The sequence below is a fragment of the Exiguobacterium sp. s7 genome, assembly GCF_018618195.1.
GTDB lineage: Bacteria > Bacillota > Bacilli > Exiguobacteriales > Exiguobacteriaceae > Exiguobacterium > Exiguobacterium mexicanum_A.
The window spans coordinates 119,724-140,244 of the sequence record NZ_JACSLO010000005.1; the positions used below are offsets into that span (position 1 = coordinate 119,724).

Annotated in this window: 25 protein-coding genes; 4 read left to right on the forward strand and 21 right to left on the reverse strand. The window is 51.7% G+C overall.

From position 1 onward, the window contains the following. Window positions 1-31: 31 nt before the first annotated feature. A complete protein-coding gene (locus KNP79_RS08345) occupies window positions 32-1,153 on the forward strand; it encodes a TlpA family protein disulfide reductase (RefSeq protein WP_215191994.1) in 1,122 nt (373 codons plus the stop codon). Window positions 1,154-1,175: 22 nt separating this feature from the next. On the opposite strand, the gene nfsA is transcribed toward KNP79_RS08345, so the two are convergent. The 4 genes from nfsA to KNP79_RS08365 all read right to left on the reverse strand — a co-directional run bounded on the left by nfsA (window position 1,176) and on the right by KNP79_RS08365 (window position 4,901). Beyond that, complete coding sequence (nfsA, locus tag KNP79_RS08350; protein WP_215191996.1) at window positions 1,176-1,925, reverse strand: oxygen-insensitive NADPH nitroreductase; 750 nt, start codon at window positions 1,923-1,925, stop codon at window positions 1,176-1,178. Between the two features lie 61 nt (window positions 1,926-1,986). Next, a complete protein-coding gene (locus KNP79_RS08355) occupies window positions 1,987-2,673 on the reverse strand; it encodes a hypothetical protein (RefSeq protein WP_215191998.1) in 687 nt (228 codons plus the stop codon). A gap of 68 nt (window positions 2,674-2,741) precedes the next feature. Further along, window positions 2,742-4,211 carry a catalase gene (locus KNP79_RS08360; protein ID WP_214825148.1) on the reverse strand — a complete coding sequence of 490 codons (1,470 nt, stop codon included), beginning with the start codon at window positions 4,209-4,211 and terminating at the stop codon, window positions 2,742-2,744. A gap of 108 nt (window positions 4,212-4,319) precedes the next feature. After that, a complete protein-coding gene (locus tag KNP79_RS08365; RefSeq protein WP_251132922.1) occupies window positions 4,320-4,901 on the reverse strand; it encodes a DUF2238 domain-containing protein in 582 nt (193 codons plus the stop codon). Between the two features lie 155 nt (window positions 4,902-5,056). Between KNP79_RS08365 and KNP79_RS08370 the strand changes: the two genes are divergently transcribed. Next, complete coding sequence (locus KNP79_RS08370; RefSeq protein ID WP_215192001.1) at window positions 5,057-5,470, forward strand: VOC family protein; 414 nt, start codon at window positions 5,057-5,059, stop codon at window positions 5,468-5,470. Between the two features lie 218 nt (window positions 5,471-5,688). Next, entirely contained in the window at window positions 5,689-6,237 is a 549-nt protein-coding gene (locus KNP79_RS08375) for a GrpB family protein (RefSeq protein ID WP_034776643.1), read from the forward strand. Window positions 6,238-6,394: 157 nt separating this feature from the next. On the opposite strand, the gene KNP79_RS08380 is transcribed toward KNP79_RS08375, so the two are convergent. The 11 genes from KNP79_RS08380 to KNP79_RS08430 form a co-directional block, all read right to left on the reverse strand. Beyond that, the gene (locus KNP79_RS08380) at window positions 6,395-7,120 is read right to left on the reverse strand and encodes a class I SAM-dependent DNA methyltransferase (protein WP_214824293.1); all 726 of its coding nucleotides are present in this window, start codon (window positions 7,118-7,120) and stop codon (window positions 6,395-6,397) included. After that, window positions 7,120-7,467 carry a ribosome silencing factor gene (gene rsfS / locus KNP79_RS08385; RefSeq protein WP_034776639.1) on the reverse strand — a complete coding sequence of 116 codons (348 nt, stop codon included), beginning with the start codon at window positions 7,465-7,467 and terminating at the stop codon, window positions 7,120-7,122. The genes KNP79_RS08380 and rsfS overlap by 1 nt, the downstream gene beginning before the upstream one ends. 10 nt (window positions 7,468-7,477) lie before the next feature. Continuing rightward, window positions 7,478-8,035, reverse strand: coding sequence for a bis(5'-nucleosyl)-tetraphosphatase (symmetrical) YqeK (gene yqeK / locus KNP79_RS08390; protein WP_214824290.1), 558 nt, complete (start codon window positions 8,033-8,035; stop codon window positions 7,478-7,480). Beyond that, window positions 8,025-8,594, reverse strand: coding sequence for a nicotinate-nucleotide adenylyltransferase (locus KNP79_RS08395; protein WP_214824287.1), 570 nt, complete (start codon window positions 8,592-8,594; stop codon window positions 8,025-8,027). Before KNP79_RS08395 ends, yqeK begins: the two co-directional genes overlap by 11 nt. After that, window positions 8,591-8,887, reverse strand: coding sequence for a ribosome assembly RNA-binding protein YhbY (yhbY, locus tag KNP79_RS08400; protein ID WP_034776635.1), 297 nt, complete (start codon window positions 8,885-8,887; stop codon window positions 8,591-8,593). Before yhbY ends, KNP79_RS08395 begins: the two co-directional genes overlap by 4 nt. Before the next feature lie 5 nt (window positions 8,888-8,892). Beyond that, window positions 8,893-9,678 (reverse strand): shikimate dehydrogenase, encoded by a 786-nt coding sequence (gene aroE, locus KNP79_RS08405; RefSeq protein ID WP_214824284.1) that lies wholly within the window; start codon window positions 9,676-9,678, stop codon window positions 8,893-8,895. Further along, window positions 9,675-10,787, reverse strand: coding sequence for a ribosome biogenesis GTPase YqeH (yqeH, locus tag KNP79_RS08410; RefSeq protein ID WP_034779781.1), 1,113 nt, complete (start codon window positions 10,785-10,787; stop codon window positions 9,675-9,677). Before yqeH ends, aroE begins: the two co-directional genes overlap by 4 nt. A 134-nt stretch (window positions 10,788-10,921) precedes the next feature. Next, on the reverse strand, window positions 10,922-11,548 hold the full coding sequence (locus tag KNP79_RS08415) for a YqeG family HAD IIIA-type phosphatase (RefSeq protein ID WP_214824282.1): 627 nt from the start codon (window positions 11,546-11,548) through the stop codon (window positions 10,922-10,924). A gap of 127 nt (window positions 11,549-11,675) precedes the next feature. Continuing rightward, a complete protein-coding gene (locus KNP79_RS08420; RefSeq protein WP_214824279.1) occupies window positions 11,676-12,458 on the reverse strand; it encodes a phosphatidylserine decarboxylase in 783 nt (260 codons plus the stop codon). Continuing rightward, on the reverse strand, window positions 12,455-12,874 hold the full coding sequence (locus KNP79_RS08425; RefSeq protein WP_034776627.1) for a thioredoxin family protein: 420 nt from the start codon (window positions 12,872-12,874) through the stop codon (window positions 12,455-12,457). Before KNP79_RS08425 ends, KNP79_RS08420 begins: the two co-directional genes overlap by 4 nt. 67 nt (window positions 12,875-12,941) lie before the next feature. After that, on the reverse strand, window positions 12,942-13,136 hold the full coding sequence (locus KNP79_RS08430) for a YjzD family protein (protein ID WP_034776626.1): 195 nt from the start codon (window positions 13,134-13,136) through the stop codon (window positions 12,942-12,944). A 165-nt stretch (window positions 13,137-13,301) separates the two neighbouring features. Between KNP79_RS08430 and KNP79_RS08435 the strand changes: the two genes are divergently transcribed. Continuing rightward, window positions 13,302-14,114, forward strand: coding sequence for a Cof-type HAD-IIB family hydrolase (locus KNP79_RS08435; protein ID WP_214824269.1), 813 nt, complete (start codon window positions 13,302-13,304; stop codon window positions 14,112-14,114). 45 nt (window positions 14,115-14,159) lie between these two features. Here KNP79_RS08435 and KNP79_RS08440 read toward each other — a convergent pair whose 3' ends face one another. From KNP79_RS08440 to KNP79_RS08465, 6 genes are all read right to left on the reverse strand, one after another. After that, a complete protein-coding gene (locus KNP79_RS08440) occupies window positions 14,160-14,543 on the reverse strand; it encodes a nucleoside phosphorylase-I family protein (protein WP_034776622.1) in 384 nt (127 codons plus the stop codon). A 73-nt stretch (window positions 14,544-14,616) separates the two neighbouring features. Next, window positions 14,617-15,465 (reverse strand): YitT family protein, encoded by an 849-nt coding sequence (locus tag KNP79_RS08445; RefSeq protein WP_034776620.1) that lies wholly within the window; start codon window positions 15,463-15,465, stop codon window positions 14,617-14,619. A 145-nt stretch (window positions 15,466-15,610) separates the two neighbouring features. Beyond that, window positions 15,611-17,908: a glycoside hydrolase family 65 protein gene (locus tag KNP79_RS08450; protein WP_214752411.1), complete on the reverse strand. Its 2,298-nt coding sequence runs from the start codon at window positions 17,906-17,908 to the stop codon at window positions 15,611-15,613. Between the two features lie 210 nt (window positions 17,909-18,118). Beyond that, on the reverse strand, window positions 18,119-18,526 hold the full coding sequence (locus tag KNP79_RS08455; protein ID WP_034776616.1) for a general stress protein: 408 nt from the start codon (window positions 18,524-18,526) through the stop codon (window positions 18,119-18,121). Next, window positions 18,523-19,332: a YsnF/AvaK domain-containing protein gene (locus tag KNP79_RS08460; protein ID WP_214824265.1), complete on the reverse strand. Its 810-nt coding sequence runs from the start codon at window positions 19,330-19,332 to the stop codon at window positions 18,523-18,525. Before KNP79_RS08460 ends, KNP79_RS08455 begins: the two co-directional genes overlap by 4 nt. Before the next feature lie 88 nt (window positions 19,333-19,420). Continuing rightward, window positions 19,421-20,368: a YsnF/AvaK domain-containing protein gene (locus KNP79_RS08465; RefSeq protein ID WP_214752405.1), complete on the reverse strand. Its 948-nt coding sequence runs from the start codon at window positions 20,366-20,368 to the stop codon at window positions 19,421-19,423. Window positions 20,369-20,521 lie beyond the last annotated feature (153 nt).

The window sequence follows — 20,521 nt, forward strand, 5'->3', positions numbered from 1 at the left end:
GTTTGGGCGCTTTTTCTCTAGGAGGGATTCTGTGATTGCCATCGGTCCATTGAACGTTCGACTCGATTTGCTGGCTATGATGGCCAGCCTACTTATTCTCTACATCGCCTTTAAAAAAATCGGCTTGTCGGAAAAAGAGCGCGACGCCGTCCTCGGCACATGGTTCGCCGGCTTTCTCGCTTGGAAAGGAAGCGCGATCGTCCTCGGTCTCGCGTCGACAGGAAGTTTGGCCTTATCCCTTTATGCGACCGGCGGCACGTGGTCACTTCTCATTGCCGCTGCCGTGATTGCTATTTTCGTATTCCGGCTCACACCTAGCCTTCGAGGCTATTGGTTGTTCTCGGCCTTGGTCTTTTGGTTTGCGGTGACGCTCGTCGTCCCGAAATATGGGGCGCTCCCGCTGCTCTCATCTCCGCAACCGCTCCACATCTATATGGCCGTCCTGATCGCCTTGCTGCTCGTCACGACATGGCGCTGGATGCAGAATCCTACGCTCGGATTGTTCCTCTGGACCGTGGTCGGTGCGTTCGCGATTTGGTCGGTCGGGTCGCTTGTGACCGATACATTCGAGTTGTGGTGGCTCATTCCGCTCTTTCTTCTCATCGCCGTCGCCGCATATGTAGCACGGCCATCTCAAAAGGCAGTCCAATATGGACTCGGTCTCATCGTCGTGCTCGCCGTCATCAATGCGAGCTTACCGGACGAGACGCCACGGCTCGAGGCCGACTCGTCCCAGACCGGATTGAACATCGGCCAAGTCCCACCGAATTTTGAGTTGAAGCGAACCGATGGGACGCCGTTCAACTTGGAAGATTTACGCGGTGAACGGGTCGTCGTCAACTTCTGGGCATCGTGGTGCCCTCCGTGCCGGGCCGAGATGCCGGACATGGCCAAGTTTGCCCGAGAACAAGACGATGTGACCATCGTCGCCGTCAATACGACGACGAGTGAACGAGACGTCGAGGATGCGCGGACGTTCGTCGCCCCGTATGAAGATGCGTTCCAGGTCGTCTATGACGAGGAAGGAATCGTCGGTAACGCCTACCGGATTCAAGCGATGCCGACAACATACGTCCTTGATGAAAATGGGGTCATCATTGCCAAGCAATTCGGCGCGATCGACCACGCCTGGCTCGATGCCCAGACAAACTAAAAACCGCCTCCCGGCGGTTTTTTCATTGCTTCAAATAGCCTTGCGTCTTTAGGAAATCTTTCACGTCGAGCCGGGTCGGTTTCGACAACATCCGACCCATCTGTCCGGTCCATGTGTCACTTCGTTGGTTCGACCCGCGGACCGCATAGTAGTCGTGAATCGTCGCATCATACGCATCGAGTTCTTGTTTGAGTTGCTCTGCTTCTGCGACGTACGTGTTCTCGTGATAAACATGTTCGAACGGGAGACGCGGTTTCTGGCCTTCGACGTGCTCCGGTACACCGACGGCAAGTCCGAAGAGAGGCAATACCCGCTCCGGCAAACCGAGCAGTTCCTTCACGGCGAACATGTCGTTACGAATCCCACCGATATAGCAAATACCTAATCCCATCGATTCGGCGGCCACGACGGCATTTTGCGACGCTAGCGCGGCATCGATGACCGCGACGAGCAGCTTCTCGTCCGTCTCGAGCGTCGCATTCACTTCAGCCTCCCGTAGTTCACCGATCAACTCATGTCGATACAGGTCAGCACAGAAGACGAAGAAGTGACCGTTGTCGATGACGTACTGCTGGTTACCGGCGATCTCGGCCAGCCTTTCTTTCTTCTCCCGGTCGGTCACCCCGATGATGGAATAGGCTTGGATGAAGCTCGACGTCGAGGCGCGCTGGGCACTCTCGACGATGAGTCGGATTTGTTCGTCGGTCAACGTCTCGTCCGTAAATGAACGGACGGAGCGATGGTTCAATAGTGTGTCGATTATTTGGTTCATAAAACATCCCCCTTTTTCTTATATTTACATAGAGGGAACGTCCCCGACAATTTTAGAGACCTCACTCCACTCCATAAATGGCCCAAGGTAACCATATGACAGGCTCGGTCTCAACGTCTTCTTGATTGCTATATGCACAATAGCGTTCCGCTTCTTCAAGCGTAGGAATGAAACCATTTTTATTGAGTCGAAACGTGAACTGCTTGGCGAAGTCTTGCTCTAGACTATTGCATAAATACGAGTGAAACATACCGTTCTCATAACCGAGCACTTCGTACCCGAGCAATTGTCCAAATGGCGCGTCGTATCCGTGTCGTAACATGAAACGTTCGACACCGTAACGCTCGGGACTCTCTCCTTGGTCACCTTGTACTAAAAATTCAGCAACATAAGATTCCGGCAGCCCGATTTCAATGATGTCGAGTTCAATGTGAGAGAAGAAACGGTCCCGAAATGCCTTAGCGAGTTCAATCGTCTGAAACGCTTGAGGAAATCCGAGTTCTCCGCTCTCCTGATAGATTTCTACCCATTCTGTAAGCGTGGAGAACTCTTCTTCAGGGAGTCGCAGTCGTTCCCGGTACTGATCTTTTCCATGTTTTGACGTCCCCCAAAGTACATCGAGCGTCGGATGTTGCCCACAAATGCATGCACTCGCTGATTGGACGAACTCCGGAATGAGTTCCGCGTCCATATAGTCGGCTCGTTTTGTACGTTCAATCAGTAAGTATCCCCCACTTCGCACCTTCATCTCATCACCTCTAATCTCTAGTATACGCAAAAAAAGCAGAATGGCGTTTTTCCACTCTGCTTCCGTGCTTATTCTGTCACTTGACTCAAGAACGGTGTGATATCGACGTTGAGTGCTTCCGAGAGACGCGCGCCGAGGTCGCGGTCGGCCCGGTAGAAGTTGCAAATCAAGAGCAGCACCGTGTTCTCGTGGCGAACTTCTTTAATGTGTGCCACCAAGTTGTTCACGAGCGCCGTCTTCTCTTCTTCCGAGTAGCGACGGTACACTTCACCCGCTTGACCGAAGTCGTTCGTCTTCTCGATTTTTTGACGTCCGGCTACGCCTGTGAGCGGTTGTTCCGTCTCGATATAAGCCGCGTCCGGTTTCGGTGCGTCCTCATAGCGGTTTGGTTCATAGTTGACCGGGCTCGTCTGTTGTTTGAACGGCATCGCCCCATCACGCTGATTGTTCGACACTTGTGCGAACGGGCAGTTGATTGGGAGTTGCAAGTAGTTCGCCCCGATGCGGTAACGCTGCGTGTCCGAATACGAGAACAAGCGGCCTTGGAGCATCTTGTCTTCAGACGGTTGAATCCCAGGAACGAGCACACCCGGGTTGAAACCGACCGACTCTGTCTCGGCGAAGAAGTTGTCGACGTTCTTGTTGAGTGTCATCGTACCGACGAGCTGATACGGGATGACGTCTTCGAACCAATCTTTCGTCGCGTCGAGCGGATCGAAGTCAAAGTTGTCCATATCGGCCGGGTCGAGGATTTGGACGTAGAGATCCCATTCTGGGAAGTCGCCTTCCTCGATGGCGTTGAACAAGTCGCGTGTCGCATGGTTGAAGTCTTCGGCCTGCACTTTCGCCGCTTCTTCCATCGACAAGTTTTTAATACCTTGTTTCGGGACCCAGCGGAGTTTTATGTACACCGTGTTTCCATATTCGTTGACCCATTTGAAGGAGTGGACCGATGAGCCGCGCATGTGACGGTAGGACGCTGGGATCCCCTCGTCACTGAACAAATGGATGAGCATGCTCGTCGATTCCGGCGTGAGCGACATGAAGTCGAAGAAACGGTCTGGGTCTTGCAGGTTCGTCCGCGGGTCCGGTTTGAGTGAGTGGATTACATCCGGGAATTTGATGGCGTCACGGATAAAGAAGACCGGCAAGTTGTTTCCGACGAAGTCGTAGTTCCCTTCTTCCGTGTAAAACTTGACCGAGAATCCACGTGGGTCACGAAGCGTCTCTGGTGAGCCGAGACCGTGAATGACCGTCGAGAAGCGAGCAAAGATTGGTGTCTCTTGTCCCTCTTCCTGCAAAAATTTGGCTTTTGTATATCGTTTCATGCTATTTTTAACTTTGAAGACACCGTGGGCTCCGGCGCCACGGGCATGAACGACCCGTTCCGGTACGCGCTCACGGTCAAAGTGGGCGAGTTTCTCAATTAGCTGATAATCTTCGAGAAGTGTCGGGCCGCGACGACCCGCTGTGATGGAGTTGGCGTTATCCCCGATTGGGACGCCTTGGTTAGTAGTTAGATGACGGTGTTGATCCATTAATATTGCCTCCTCTTAATAATCATTATTACAAGATTAATAATATTAAAAGATAATAATTATTACAAATAAAACGCTCGATGGACTCGAGTGTTTTTGAAATCGCTTTCAATTTTTACGTTTGTTACGCTGTTCTTTCCGATGGATTTCGGTCACAAGGAGAGCCGCAATGATACCTCCGAGTGATCCCGCGACGATGTCGACCATCGTGTCATCATTCCCGTTCCCTTGCATCGTCGTGTTCAACACCAAGTCCGATGTGAATTCATACATTTCCCAAAGCGCTGCCCCGGCCATCGCGAAAACGACGATATAGACGAAGACGAACCGCTTCGGCATCTCGAGCCGGATGTCCTCATCAAGTCGACTTAAGAAATCGAAGCCGAGAAACGCCAAGAACACGCCGCTCAACACGTGCAGAAACGTGTCCCACCATCCGTTCGAATATAAACCGACGATCGAGCCCAAATATTGTGATGCGAACAAGAACAAGATATAGGCGACTTTCATCTTGGCGTCGAACTCGGTCTTGAACGTTTTCTCGAGAATGAACGGAATCAATCCCGACACGATCCCCGCCCCAGCGACGCTCGCGTCAAACCACTCCCCTTCAATGATCGACGTGATGAGAATGATTGCCATGAACAACACGAACCCGAATTCCAATAGACGTCCTCGTGTCAGTTTCAATGTAACGCGCCTTCTTTCGTTAGAATGTCTCATCTTGTTCATTCCCGTTTCAGCGAACATTTCAACAACCCAGTTCGAAAATTCGTGCTTTTGTCGGATTCTTCACGCGTCCATATGTTCCATACTGAAAAAAAACGATTCAAGGAGGAACTCTCATGCCGATCAATCCTTATCTCAACTTCAACGGTGACTGCCGCGACGCCGTGCTATTTTATGCGGACGTGTTCGGCGAGCCCGCACCAGAGATTATGACGTTCGCAGCCCAGCCTGGACCGGACGGCGAACCTGTCCCAGACGAGATGGCCGACCTCGTCCTCCACGCTCGTCTGAACGTCCATGGTACATCGCTCATGTTTTCAGACGCGATGCCGGACGGTCCGGTGACGTTCGGGCAAAACATTACTCTCGCCGTCGTGACCGACGACCTCGAGGCGATTCGTCGCGAATTCGAGGCCTTGTCAGACGAGGGCCATGTCCTCATGCCGCTCCAAGAGACGTTTTGGAGCAAGGCGTACGGCATGGTCGAAGACCGTTTCAGTGTCCAATGGCAGTTCAGTCACGAGGCGTGACTATGACAAAGACCCCATGCTACTTACGATGGGGCCTTTCGACTCTTTTTATGATTAGCATTATGACGGGGCCATGAATCAACACTGAATTACTTGTGAACGGAGAAACAAGGCTGTAAGCAAAATGAGATAAAAATTATCTGGTTCTCTATATCGCGTTTTAAAATGAGGTTCTGAGTATAAAGTGAAAAAAACTTTCAGGGAGATGGGATAAACTCATGAAAGAAGACAAACACGAACACTCAAATATTCCGATTTGGGCTTATGAGACTATTGAAATAGAAGATTCTAATGTGCAGTGGGCACGGTTAGGTCTACAAGAAACAAGAGAGTTGTTCGACTTACTTTCAAAGTTTGACATCAAGGAAGCAGAACACATAGGTAGTACGGCCGTTCCTGGTCTACCCGCAAAACCTATTATAGATGTGATGATTAGTATCGAATCGTTTGAAAAAATCCACGATATTGTTGATACGTTAACGTTGCATGATTGGCACTATGTACCACCTGAACTAGATGGACAATCCTGGCGGAGATTTTTTGTGAAAGTAAAAAATGATAAGCGAGTTGCTCATTTAAACATCATGAAAGTGACAGAAGATCGTTGGGAAAAACAGATTGAGTTTCGAGATAAATTACGAGACAACCCTTCGCTTGTAAAAGAGTATGGGCTTCTTAAAAGGCATTTAGCAAAAGAATTTCGTAATGACCGAGAAAAGTATACTCAAGCTAAAGCTGCCTTTATAAATCAAGTATTAAACACCTGACTTGGAGGCACGGAAACACGAATTGGGCAAACATGACTGCAGCAATGCTTCACTTTGGGCAGAACCATCAATAAAAAAAGAATCAGACCGCATGTTGCGATTTGATTCGTTAAAAGCTCGAGACCCCATCGCAGTTTAATCCGCGATGGGGTCTCGTTTATTTCTGGGCGACAAAAAAGATTCGTTCTGCGTTCGGGCCCGGGGCTTGGTCCGTGAAGTCAGCGGTGACCGATTTCACATGGAAGCCGGCCCCGATGAGCCACTGCATATATTGCCCCGGCTCGTACGTCCGTTGCTCGTGTGTCTCTTCAACACGCTCATACGTGCCATCTTCGAGGGCGACGAAGAACGTCAAATCGTGAACGACCGAGAGCGGTGCTTCGCCCGGGTCGGCGAACCAGATGTACGAGCAATCTTCTCCGTTCGAGGCATACGTCTTCTGATTGAAGAGCGTCTGCATCTTGTTCGGCGAATGTACATCGAAGATGAACATGCCACCCGGTTTCAATTGTTCGTACACCGCCTCGAACGTGTCGATGACGTCGGCCTCATCCTCGAGGTAGCAGAGCGAGTCACAAAGGATCGTCACGGCGTCGACCGGGTGTGGCAATTCAAGCTCCCGCATGTCCTGTTGCCAGAGCGGGAGTGTGATGCCTGCCTCGAGCGCCTTCTCTTGGGCGACTTCGAGCATCGACTCGGATAAATCGAGTCCGATCGTCTCGTAATGTTCCGCCAAGCGAATCGTGGCCGAGCCCGTCCCGCATCCGACGTCAGCAAGCGATGCACCGTCTTGGACGTGGCGACGCACGAAGGCGACCCAGTCATCGTACGGGGCATCTTTCATTAACTCATCGTAGACGTAGGCGAACCCTTCGTACGCCATTAGCCGACTTCCACTTCAACGTGTGGCGCATCTGCCCACAATTTTTCAAGGTTGTAGTAGTCGCGGTCATCGCGATGGAAGATGTGGACGACGACGTTTTCGAGGTCAGCGAGCACCCAACGTGCCGAGTCCATGCCTTCGAATTTGTGGAGCGGAAGCTCATGCTCGCCGGCCACGTCTTTGATTTCGCGTGCAATCGCTTGGACTTGCTTCTCTGAGTTACCGTGGCAGATGACGAAATAATCTGCGACCGGTGAGATGCCTTCCATGTCGAGGACGACGATATCTTCGGCACGCTTATCGTCAGCGGCCTTCACGATCAATTCCAATTCTTCTTTTACAGTCATACTGTACCTCCTAGGGTGTTTTCACAAAATGGTTATACGTCTCAATCGTCAGTGGAAAGATTCGCACCGACTTCTTCAATAAATAATCGATTGTCTGACGCAACGTCGCGACGACGGCCGCTTCGAGCGAACGGTCCGCGAGGTCACGCAACGTGTCGACGCCCGGATACGACCGGTTCGGTTCAATCGCGTCCGCGACGAATAAAATCTGGTCGAGGCGTGACATGCCAGGCTCTCCGGTCGTATGGTTCTTAATGGCCGATACAACGGCCGGGTCAAGGTCATACGCCCGGTCTAACAGAATCGCGCCGACCGGTGCATGCAGCAGTTCGTCATCGAACGCAAGCAAGCTCGGGTCAAGGTTTTCCTCGACCACGACTTGGCGCATCATATCGCTATCCAAATATTTCGCATAGTCATGCAACATCGCCGCGAGACGTGCTTGCTCCACATCGGCACCGTATAAACGGGCCAACCGATCTGCCGTCTCAACGACACCGAGCGTGTGGATATAGCGTTTCTCCGGTAATGTCACCTCAATCAATGATTGTGCTTCCTCATACGTCATACAAGTTGCGCTCCTTGATATAAGTTTCGACATCGCGTGGGACGAGATATTTGATTGATTTGTCCCGTTTCGCCCGTTCCCGGATATCGGTCGATGAGATCTCGAGTTGCGGCATATCGATTGTGCGCACATCTGCCTGTCTCGGGATGCGGTACCGGCTACCCGGACGCGCAACGGCCCCGAACGTGACGAGGGTCACGAGCGTGTCGTAATCGTACCACTTCTCGAGTGACTCGAGCGAGTCCGCCCCGATCAAGAAGAAAAACGTGTCCTCTGGGTACATGTCCCGCAACCGTCTCATCGTCTCGACCGTGTAAGACGGTTCGTCGCGTTCAAACTCGATCAAGCTCAGCTTGAAATCGGCTTGGTCCGCGATCGCCCGTCGTGTCATCTCGATCCGATCCTCGGCCGGACTGAACCCCGCCTTGTGAGGCGGGGTTGCCGCCGGTAGAAACCAGACCTCGTCGAGGGCGAGCTGTTCACGTGCCTGCTCGGCAATCAACAAATGACCGAGATGCGGCGGGTCGAACGTGCCTCCCATCAGGCCGATGCGGCTCATGGGAGTTTGATTTGGCGATTTTCTTTCTCAGTCGCCTGTTTGTACAAGACGATGACTTTTCCGATCACTTGAACGACTTCGGCTTTCGTGCCCTCAGCCAATTCACCGGCTACATCTTTCGGCGTATCGGCACAGTTTTGGAGCACTTGAACTTTCAAGAGCTCACGTTTTTCGAGCGCGTCGCTGATGTCTTTGCACATCGCTTCGCTGACTCCATTTTTCCCGACCTGGTAAATCGGTGAAAGGTGGTGTGCTTCAGCACGTAAAAAGCGTTTTTGTTTACCTGATAACATACTATTTATTCCTCCAATAAGCTTTCAATTAACTTCATTCCGACATGTTGATCCGGTCTCACACCTGTCCAATATTCAAACGCCAAAGCACCTTGTCCGACGAACATGGCAGTTCCGTTGACGATTTTCGCGTCATTTTTGGCGGCTTCCTTTAAAAACGGTGTGACGAGTGGACGATATATGATATCACAAACGACGGTGTTTTGTCGTAAACCTTTTAATGATCGAGGCGAATGGATACCATCCATCCCCACCGAAGTCGTCTGGATGATCACGTCATAGCATGAGGGATCAACGTCGGTGAGCGCCTGCGCTTCAATGCCGAACGTCTCCGCGAGGCGCTCCGCTCGTTCAATCGTTCGGTTCGTGACCGTGACGGCTCGGGTCGGCAAGGCGCTGATAATCCCGCGCGCTGCCCCACCTGCCCCGATAACGAGCACACGTCCCGTCCAATCGGTATGACGGTCGAGTGCGCTGACTAGACCCACACCGTCCGTATTCGTCCCAATCAGCTTTCCGTCCCGTTTATAGACGGTGTTGACGGCACCGGCGGCTTCAGCCGCCTGATCAAGTTCGTCGAGATACGGGATGACCGCCTCTTTGTACGGAATCGTGACGTTAAAGCCGTCCCAGACGCCGTCCCGCATCGCTTGAAACAAGTCCCCGAGCTCGTCCGGGGCGACATCGAGTGCTTCATAGCGCCCGAAAAGCCCAGACGCGCTCAGCCACTGCTCGTGCAGGACGGGAGAGAGCGAATGAGCAATCGGGTGACCGAGAACGGCCAGTCTCATACGAGCGCCTCACGCAATGTGACGGCCACTCCTTTTGGTGCCCATGCGGCGATGCGTCCACCTTTTCCGTGAATCGCAACCCAACCGAGTCCGCTGAAGACTATGTCGGTCTTGACGCCGTCACGGAGACTGAACTCGTGACGCACGAGCGGAGGCAACATTTGTAATGTCTTCTCGTTCGGCGGGTTGAGCATCTTACCGATATGGTTTTCGTATAGTTCATCTGCTTTGTCGAGCTTCGTCCGGTGTGTCTTCAACTCGTTTGACATGTAGACAACGAATGAGCGCTTGTTGCCTTCCATGTAGTCGAGACGGGCGAGTCCACCGAAGAAGAGCGTCTGCTGCGGGTTCAACTGGAACACGTGGGGCTTGATCTCTTTTTTCGGGGTGATCGTTTTCAAATCTTTCGCATCGACGTAATGCGCCATTTGGTGACGGTTGATAATCCCTGGCGTGTCATAAAGGTTCGCATCATCATCGAGCGGGATATCGATCAAGTCGAGCGTCGTTCCCGGGAAATGACTGACCGTGATGATGGCCTCGTCCTCTGCCCCAAAACGTTTGATGACTTGGTTGATGAGCGTCGACTTCCCGACGTTCGTACAACCGACGACATAGACGTCCTTGCCTTTCCGATAATATTCGATTTTTTCGGCGAGCTCGTCGATCCCGTGACCTTTTTTCGCACTGATCAAATGGACGTCAATCGGTTCCAAACCGAGCTCTTTCGCTTCGGCCTTCATCCAGTTGGACATCCGGTTCGGGTTAACCGATTTCGGCAACAAGTCGACCTTGTTCCCGACCAAGAGGACGGGGTTCGTGCCGACCGAGCGTTGGAGCCCCGGCAACCAGCTACCGTTGAAGTCGAAGATGTCGACGATTTTGATAACGAGCGCTTCTTTCGCGCTGATGCCGTTTAAGATACGCAAGAAGTCGTCATCTGTCAGTTCGACGTCTTGAATTTGATTATAGTGCTTTAATTTGAAGCAGCGTTGGCAAATGACGATCTCGCGATCGAGTGCCGATTTTGGTGCATAACCGACACCGGTCGGGTCTTCCGTTTGAATGGCGACGCCGCAACCGGCGCAATAACGTTTTGTTTCTTCCATAGTGTTGTCTGCTGTCATTTGAGTTGCCTCTTCTTCATTCACCGTAGCGCCTCGCCGCTACTCCTGAAGCGTTAATTCCGACGCCTTACGCGCCGTACATGGACAGCCTCCTTCTTCCTGTGCGTTCGAGGTCCTTATTCATCTTTTTTATGTGAATCTTCGGAACGAGAGTGCATCGCTTCACCGATTTTCTCAGCGACCGCCACTTTGGCGCGCTTCGCATCGACAGCGATTTCCTCAACTTTTTTCGTGATCAACACGTACTTCCCGCGACGTTTCATATGGGCGAACACAACTTTTTCAAGCATTCGATTGAACTTGGTGACGAGTCCGTCCGTCTTGACGACCGGTTGCACGTGGATGACGTGAATCCCGGCAATATTGGCGCCGAGCACGTCCGTGAACAATTGATCGCCTAAGAAGATGGCTTCTTTCGTCGAGTATCCATATTTTGCGAGCGCCTGTTTGAATCCAGACGGCAACGGCTTTTTCGCACGCGCCACATAGTGAAGGCCGAGCGGTTCCGTGAACGTACGTACGCGGTTCTCGTTGTTATTCGAGACGACGATGACATCGAGTCCGTGTGATTTCACTTTTTCAAGCCATAGCAAAAGAAGCTCCGGTGCGTGCGGGACGTCCCAGGCCACGAGTGTATTATCAAGGTCCGTCAAAATGACGCGAACCCCACGGTCTTTCAATTCTTCAAGGTCGATGTCAAAAACTGACGCGACGAACTGTTTCGGATAAAGTCGATTAAACACGTTTAAATTCCTCCAATTAGCTAAAGCGATTCAACTACTATACATGTAGTGATATCCCTTCTATGGTAAACGAAAACCGACCAAACGACTAGTGTATCGTTCGGTCGGCCTGAAAAAGTTTTTAAAATCAATCGTTTTGCATCGTACCGATGACTTCTCCGAGTCGCACCGGACCGATTTTGGCTGGGTCGATCGTGACGCGGTCTTTCTCAAAACACAGGATGACGGTCGAACCGAACGAGAAGTATCCGACCTCTTCTCCTTTGGCAGCGCGGCCGCCGTCAAGCGTCCATTCGATCGTGTTGACGTTTAAGGCGCCGACCATGATATGTTCGTACAACCCGGCCGCCGTTTCAAAGCGTGTGACGCGGCGATAGTTTCGTGAGAGTGGACGAACCGTCTCCGTCAAGCCGATGTCATTGACCGGGGCCGAACGGTCACCGAGCTCGTAGTGGCTGAGCACCCGCCCGGCGAGCGGGACGTGAACGCGATGATAGTCGCGTGGACTCAAGTAGAGAACACAGACCGTGCCGCCGGCGTAACGTCTCGCTTCTTGTTGCGACCCGAGCAGTTCGGCGAGCGTGTACGATTGTCCCTTCACTTCGAAGCGGCTATCGTCCGTGATATCGGCCACGATGGATAGTTTCCCGTCACATGGCGAGACGACCGAGTCCGGACTTGCATCGATCGGCCGGACCCCTTCTTTCAAGTGCCGTGTGAAAAAGGCGTGCAAACTCGGATAAGCCTCGATCGGCTCCGCCGCTTCATCAAGATTGATTTGATACGTTTTCGCAAACGAAGGGATCAAGGACCGGCTCGCTGACGATTCAGCGAAGGCACGGAGTCGTTTGGCAATGACCGGGGTCGCGTTCAACTCAAACAAAGTCTGATACAAGCGGCTTTTGATCACTGTGCGCCCTCCTCGTTTTTAAAGAACGTCTCGTATTGTTGTTCAGAGACGGCACCTTCCACACGACCGACTTCTTTTCCATCTTGGAAACGAATCATTGTCGGTGTTCCGTTGATGCCGTAAGTCGTCCAGACGTTGTGGTCGGCCAAGTTGATCGACACGGCGTCATATTCTTCGATGAGTGGCTCGACGTACGGTTTGACTTGCTCACAGTATTCGCAACCAGTCTGCCAGAAGTAGACGACGACTTCCTCTTCTTCTGAAATCTTCGTTTCAAGCTCGTCCGGTGTGACAGCGTTGACGCCTGTCTCCTCGTTCGCATTGTTCAAGAAGAACAAGAGAGCGATCCCAACGATGATGATGACACCGATGATGGCGAACGTGATGAAGTTCGCCCGTTTGGCACTGTTTTTCATGTTCGATTCCTCCTAAATAATATAAAAAGAACTGACTCGGATATGAGCCAGCTTGGTTGTAGACGTCTTACTTCTCTTGTGCGACGTCGCTAATCCCCATATCTTGGTTAAGCGTGTCCAAGAGTACAATAAAGATCGTGATGACGACGCCAAAGAATGTCGCGAGCATCGCGTTGAACGACACGCCATCGACAGCAGAAATAATAAAGATTGCTGTATTCGAAAGCAAGATCGCCCAGAACAATGTGACTAAGTAACGCATCGATAGTCCCCTCCATCTCACAGATGATTCATGAAAAATTCATACGACCTTAGTATAGCATTGTTACCGTAAAATGTGCGACCTCGATTGTATATTCTTTCCGTCGAAACGGGAAATATGGTACGGTTTGAGAAATAAGCATCTCGTAGAAAAGAGGAACCCTTTATGTCACGTTATTTAATCGCAGTCGATTTAGATGGAACGTTGTTGCGCGACGACAAGACGATCAGTGAGCGCAACGTGCGCGCGCTTCAAGCGGCCCGTGAGGCCGGTCATGAAGTCATGATCGCGACCGGACGCCCACAACGCCATTCGATCATGTATTACGAAGAGCTCGGCTTGACGACACCGCTCATCAACTTTAACGGAGCGCTCGTCCATCACCCGAAAGATCCGTCATACGAAGTGACGCACCGGCCGATCCCGCTCAAGACGGCGCACGAGATCATCGAAGAAGTCTCGGACACGAAAGCGCACAACATCGTCGTCGAAGTGACCGACCACGTCTACTTCCATAAAGACCCGCAAGAGTTTTATAGCCCGTATGCCGAGCGCGCGCTCAGCGTCACGTCAGGCAACTTGCTCAAGCATTTGCAGGATGAGCCGACATCGCTCCTCATCCACGCGACGAAAGAGCACGTCGACAACGTCCGCGCTCGTTTGAATAAAGTCCACGCCGAGGCCGTCTTGAACCGCCAATGGCGCATGCCGGAGCACATGATTGAGGTCATGAGCCAGAACACGTCGAAAGCGCTCGGGTTGCGCGAAGTGTCGAAACATCTCGGCATCAACCGCAAAAACATCATCGCGTTCGGCGACGAGGAAAACGACCTCGAGATGCTCGACTACGTCGGCACCGGCGTCGCGATGGGCAACGCCATCAGCCAGTTGAAAGCCGTCGCGGATGAAGTGACCGCGTCGAACATGGAAGACGGCATCGCCATCTACCTCGAAGAAAAACTTGGCATCAAAGCATAATCCACACACCGGCTGTTCCTGCAGTCGGTGTGTTTTGCGATTTGCCTACAGAAAGCGCATCAAGTAGTCGTCAAAAATCTTGGTCATGACTTTCGGGGTGTTCGCGATGTACACATTGATTTGTTCCGCGTTCGATTCGACTGGATTCGCGTCGCGTTCATCCGTCGGGAAGTCAGAGATGCCTTTGATAATGATGCACTCGACGTCATTTTTCTTACAGATATAGGCGATGGCACCTGCTTCCGTGTCCGCGATGGTGACGCCATGCTCTTTGAGTTCTAAATAATCGTTCCACATCACGACCGCTCGATCAACCGTCCTCATGAAGTACTCGCCATACGGGTAGCTGAACCGCTCATCCGCTTTGACGTCATAATGCTCCAATGTCGCTTCGTATTCCCACTTCGTCGCAATACTGACTCCAATCATCACACGTCCACCCCATCTCTTTTTATTCCTATCTATAGAATAACCCCCGCTGAGCGTTCAGCGGGGGTTCATTTCAGCGTCGGAACGCACCTTCGACATTTTCAGTCGGAACCATGTTGATGAAGACGCTTGGATCGGCGTCTTTACAGATTCGCGTGATCTCACGCACTTCGTGGCGCTGGGCGACCATCATGAGCGTTGCTTTCTCGACTTTCGAATACGTACCGATTGCCGGCATGAGCGTAATGCCGCGGAAGACGTGCTGATGCAGTTCTTTCGTCACTTCGTCCGGATGACTCGTGACGATGAAGAGCGTCTGCCGCTGCGTGTTCGTATAGATCTCGTCGATGACTTTCGACGTGACGTATAAGAAGACGATCGTATAAAGCGCGGTCGGCCACCCGAACAAAGCACCGGCCCAAAGCGCGATCATCATGTTCATGAGGAACAGATAGACGCCGACCGAATTGTTCGTGAACTTCGCCAAGATGAGGGCGACGATATCAAATCCACCGGTCGAGGCACCGAAGCGAATCGTGATTCCCGAACCGATGGCGAGCAAAACCCCGCCGAACACAGCGTTCAAAAGCGGGTCGTCCGAAATGATTGACGACTGTGGAAGCACGCGAATAAACACGGTAACTGCCGCAACACTGATCAACGTATGAATCATCATGTTCTTGCCGAGCATGAAGTAGCTGACGATCAAGAGCGGCACGTTCAAGACGAAGAACCAAATCCCTTCTCCGAGCTCAAACGGTGTCCCCGCAAACAGTTTCGTAAAGATTTGGGCGAGCCCTGTAAATCCGGTCGAGTATACCCCCGCCGGGATTAAGAATAATGTCATGGATAATGCAACGAACACTCCCCCGATAATCGAAACGATCCCGATGCGTGCGTGTTCTTTAACGGCTTCCGTCAAGTTCTGTCTCCCCTTTCAAAAATGGCTAAGAATCAAGATAACATAGTTTTCTAGTGCTGCCTACCATAAAAATAATGGGATGTGTCCGTGCTTCTCATAAAAAAACAAGCCGGCCGGAGCCGACTTGTTGAGCTGATGCGTTTGGTCACGCTTTCACTGTCTCGATGGTCACCGCATCGTTTGCCGGGACCGTGACGACGTTTCCGTAGACGCGGATCGACACGTCCGTACCGCCCGTCTGTTTGATCGTCACTTGTTCACGCGTCGACGTGACCGTCAAGTGATGACCGCGCCAGAGCATGTTGAACGAGTACCCGTTCCAGCCCTTAGGAATCATCGGGCTGAACGTGAGTTCCGTCTCGAGGGCGCGCATGCCTGCGAAACCGTGAACGATCGACATCCATGAGCCGACCATCGATGTGATGTGAAGCCCGTCTTCTGTGTCGTTGTTATAGTTGTCGAGGTCGAGGCGCGCCGAACGCTGATACAACTCGACCGCTTTATCTTCGTAACCGACTTCGGCCGCAATGATTGAGTAAACACAAGGTGACAAGCTCGACTCATGGACCGTACGCGGCTCATAAAAGTCGAAGTTGGCCCGCTTCTGTTCGACCGTGAAGCGGTCGCTGAACGTATACAGCCCTTGGAGCACGTCCGCTTGTTTGATGAAGTTCGAGCGGAGGATGCGGTCCCACGACCAGTTTTGGTTGAGCGGCAAGTGTTTCGGATCAAGGTCTTTCACCAAGATCTGTTCTTTATCCATGAAGCCGTCCTGTTGCATGAACACGTCTGGGACGAGGTCATCTTTCGGATAGTACATCTTCGTTTGGATATCGTTCCACTTCGCGAGTTCTTCATCTGAGAGACCAAGCGTCGCGATAAGTTCTTCAAGGCGCGCCGGCTCTGCTTCTTTCAAATAGTTGTACACTTCTTGCGTGTACTCGAGCGTCCAAGCGGCAATCAAGTTCGTATACCAGTTGTTGTTGACGTTGTTGTCGTATTCGTTCGGACCTGTGACGCCTAGGATCATATACACGTCTTTGTGCGGGACAAAGTTGACGCGGCTCGCCCAGTAACGCGAGATCTCGACCAATACTTCAAGTCCGTATTGACCTAGGTATGACTTGTCGCCCGTGAAGTTCGTATAGTTGAAGATGGCGTGGGCGATCGCACCGTTCCGGTGAATCTCTTCATGCGTGATTTCCCACTCGTTGTGGCACTCTTCCCCGTTCATCGTCACCATCGGATAGAGGGCACCTTCCATGCCGACGTTCTTGACCGAGTTCTCTTTTGCTTGCGGCAATTGATTGTGACGATATTTGAGCAAGTTCCATGAGACTTCCGGTTTCGTCGTTGCCAAGTAGAAGTGGAGGCAATATGCTTCCGTATCCCAGTATGTGGCACCGCCGTATTTCTCACCAGTGAACCCTTTCGGTCCGATGTTGAGGCGCGAGTCTTCGCCCGTGTACGTCTGATACATATTGAAGATGTTGAAGCGGATGCCTTGTTGCGCTTCAGCGTCCCCATCGATGCGGACGTCGGCATCTTCCCAGCGAGCGAGCCATGCTTCTGTCTGCTCGGCGAGAAGCGTTTCAAAGCCTTTCTCAAACGCCATCTCAACGCGTTGCATTCCCGTCGACTGCAATTCCTCGACTTCGTAGTCACGGTTCGTGACGACCGAGACGTATTTGTACGCTGTCGCCGTCTCGCCAGCTGCCGCCGTGACCGTGAATTTGTTGGCGACGTAAAGATCAGTCGCTTCGAGCACTTCACAACGGGCTCCTTCGACGTCTGCGATCATCGAGGCCGTGATGTGCCAATCGAGCTTCTTCGTTTTCGTTGTCACGAATCCGAAACGTTCTTCAACACCATGCTCGACCGGTAACCAGAACTTCTCATCATAGTTCGAATCCTCATTGACGACATCGCCGTCCAAGTAAGGTGTGAATTCAACTTTCGCTTCGTAGTTCACCGGAGTGACGTTGTAACGGATTGCCAAAATCTCTTTATCGACGATTGAGAAGAAACGGACGACTTCGACGTTCGTCTCTTCCGTTCCGTTCACGAGCGTGAACGTCCGTGTGAGAACGCCGCGTTGCATATCGAGCTCACGCGTGAAGTCTTTCACTTCCCACTTCGCCAAATCGACCGGTGTCCCGTTGATGGCAACACGAAGACCGACGACGTTCGTCGCGTTCAATACTTTTGCGAAGTACTCCGGATATCCATTTTTCCACCAACCGACACGTGTCTTATCTGGATAATAGACGCCGGCCACATAGAAGCCTTGGTGTGTATCGTTTGAATAATCTTCTTCAAAGTTACCGCGCATCCCCATATGACCGTTACCAAGCGAGGTAATCGATTCTGCGAGGCGGTTTTCTTTCGGATGCAAGTTCTCTTCCGTTACTTTCCATTCATCGACTGCAAACAATCGTTTCATCTGTCTGCCACTCCTTTTTCTCTACAAGGCTACTCGTCATCAGACAATCGAATCATGCAACCGTTTGTCTATGAAAGCGCTGTATTTCAATCTCACCTCTCATTTTACACGACTCACACAAGAATGCAATCGTTTGCATAAATTTTTTTCTTACTTTTTGGAGCAAACAAAAAACCTACCACCTTTTCAAGAAGGCAGTAGGTGCTCTAGTCACTTGTCTTGGTCGCGTCCAAACGCGGCGTTCGCTTCGTGACCCTCGAATGCCGGGTTGTTCCCGTCATTGAATCCCGTATCCGGTTCGTCGAGGATGAGGGCATACCCTCCGTTTAAAATGTCTCCGTACGCCCGGTTGACGTCATCGTCAGTGAGACCAAGGTCAAGCAAGGCCCGCTTCACTTCCTCCTCGCCTTCCGCGACGCCAGTGAATTTCTGCATCCAGTTCGCGCTCGCTTCTTCCACTTTCGCATCGGTATTCCGTTTGACGAGCGAGACATCGTCTTGATCTTTCGCGACGACGAACACATCACTTTCGTCGTAACCCTCTTCGGTCAGTTGATCGATTTTGGCGACGAGTGCCGCCTCCTCTGGATACGTATCTACAAAACGACGTTTACTCATTGTGTCTCATCCTTTCGCGTTGTATGGTCTTCGACCGTGACATCGGCTTGTCCGACTTCGGTCACTTCGATTTCTTCTTTGCGGAGCGTTTCCGTCATCGTCTTGACGTCTTCGGTCACTTGTTTTCGAACGATGATTTCTTCGACGACGACAGGACGCTTCACGATGAAAGCCCGTTCCTCGATGACTTGGATTCGTAAGTGGTCCCCTTCGTCAATCGTGCGAATGCCGGGTTGATCGAAGTCATAATCTTCGACCACATCTTCTGATCCGGTCGTCCGCTCCACATGGACCTGTTCCCTCCGAACGGGCACTTCAATCTCTTGTTCGGTCTCCGCTACGTGACGATTAATGACGACTTCTCCTGCTTGGACCGCTTGCTTCTCGATCGTCAGCCGTTCCTCGTGTAAGGCGAGCGTCTGTTCTTCCGTCTTCGGTGCAGGTTCGGTCTTCGAACTCGTAGCATTAACCTGTTGTTCACTCCGGTCCGCGTCGACATAGAGGAAGAGTCTACCTTGTTCGACTTCTTTCGCGAAGCGGTCTTGTTGCTCTGACGTCAAGCGCATGCTTTTGAGCCAGCGTTCGATTGGCCGCTCACTTGACGTGACGAGCGAGGCGACCGTTCCCGGTTCATCGGTGACGAGAACATAGAGGTTCGAGTGACGGCGGACAGCGTCCGCCACATCGGCCCGCTTGACAAGGACGTACATGTCTTCTTCTTCATACCCTTCTCGTTTTAAATCGACCGTTCGATTGAGCAACGCTTCGGGATGATCAAATACTTCTGAGATGATTGCATGTTTCATGGCGTTCGTTCCTCCTCTAGTCAATTGGCGAAAAAAAGGATGGTCCCTCAGAGAGAGCCATCCTTGTCGAGGTACTTAGTCAATCAGATTAGAAGCGGTCGCGCTCATCACGACGTGTATGGTCGCGGTCATGATCACGATGGCGAAGGTCGTCTTCCCCTTCGACGTGCGCCTCTTCTTTACGTAACGTCTCACGTACCGTTTCTGTATCTTTCACTTTCTCTTTGCCGACGACGATTTCTTCGGCGACGACATCTTTCTTCGTCACATCGACGCGCTCTTCCGTGACCGGCACGCGAATCTCATCGCGGTCCGTTGTCGCATCGAATGAATGTCCTGTCGCTTCACGGTCCCCATCAACGCGACGGCGTTCGACGTAGACTTCGTCGCGCTCGACTTCGACATCGACACGTTCTTCGTGTTCGACGACATCTTTCTCGACGCGAACCTCTCCTGTTTGAACACGCTCTTTGTTCACTTGGAGACGCTCTTCATGCAATTCGAGCTTTTGCTCATCCGTCAAATCCGTGCGGTTACGAATATCTTCATCCATATCGTTGAATCGTTCCGATGGAATTCCAGTGTTTGAAGCTCCTGTCATCCCGACGTCACGTGCGGTCATGTTGCCTGCTTCGTTACCTTCTGAACCGTAGCCAGCTGATGTGCGGCCACCTTCGAACGTCGAGTTACGACCGTCATCTAAGATGCCGTCGTTCGAGTCCAACAAGAGGACGAATCCACCGTTCTCGATGTCTTGACGGTGACGTGCTGTCTCTTCTTCTGAGAAACCGAGTTTATCGAACGTATGACGAACTTCGTCTTCTCCGTCCGCGACTCCAAAGAAGCGATCAAGCCATGACGCTTTCGTTTCTTTTACTTCTGCATCCGTTTCGCCGCGAACCATCGAAAGGTTCGATTTATCTTTCACAACGACGTACAAATCGTCTTCGCGATGCCCCTCGGCACGAAGTTGATCAATTTTTGACACGAGCTCTGACTCCTGATAGTAAGTGCCTACATAACGTTTGTTATCCATGATTGTATCTCCCTTTCACATTCTGTATTTTTTGGTTATTGGCTGGGCGGATTCGTAATGATCTGCCATTCGGCCGGTAATGTAGATGTTCCCTTGCAACTCCGTTTCAATCGTTTCTTTCATGATTGTAATCTGTTTGTAACATCATGACTT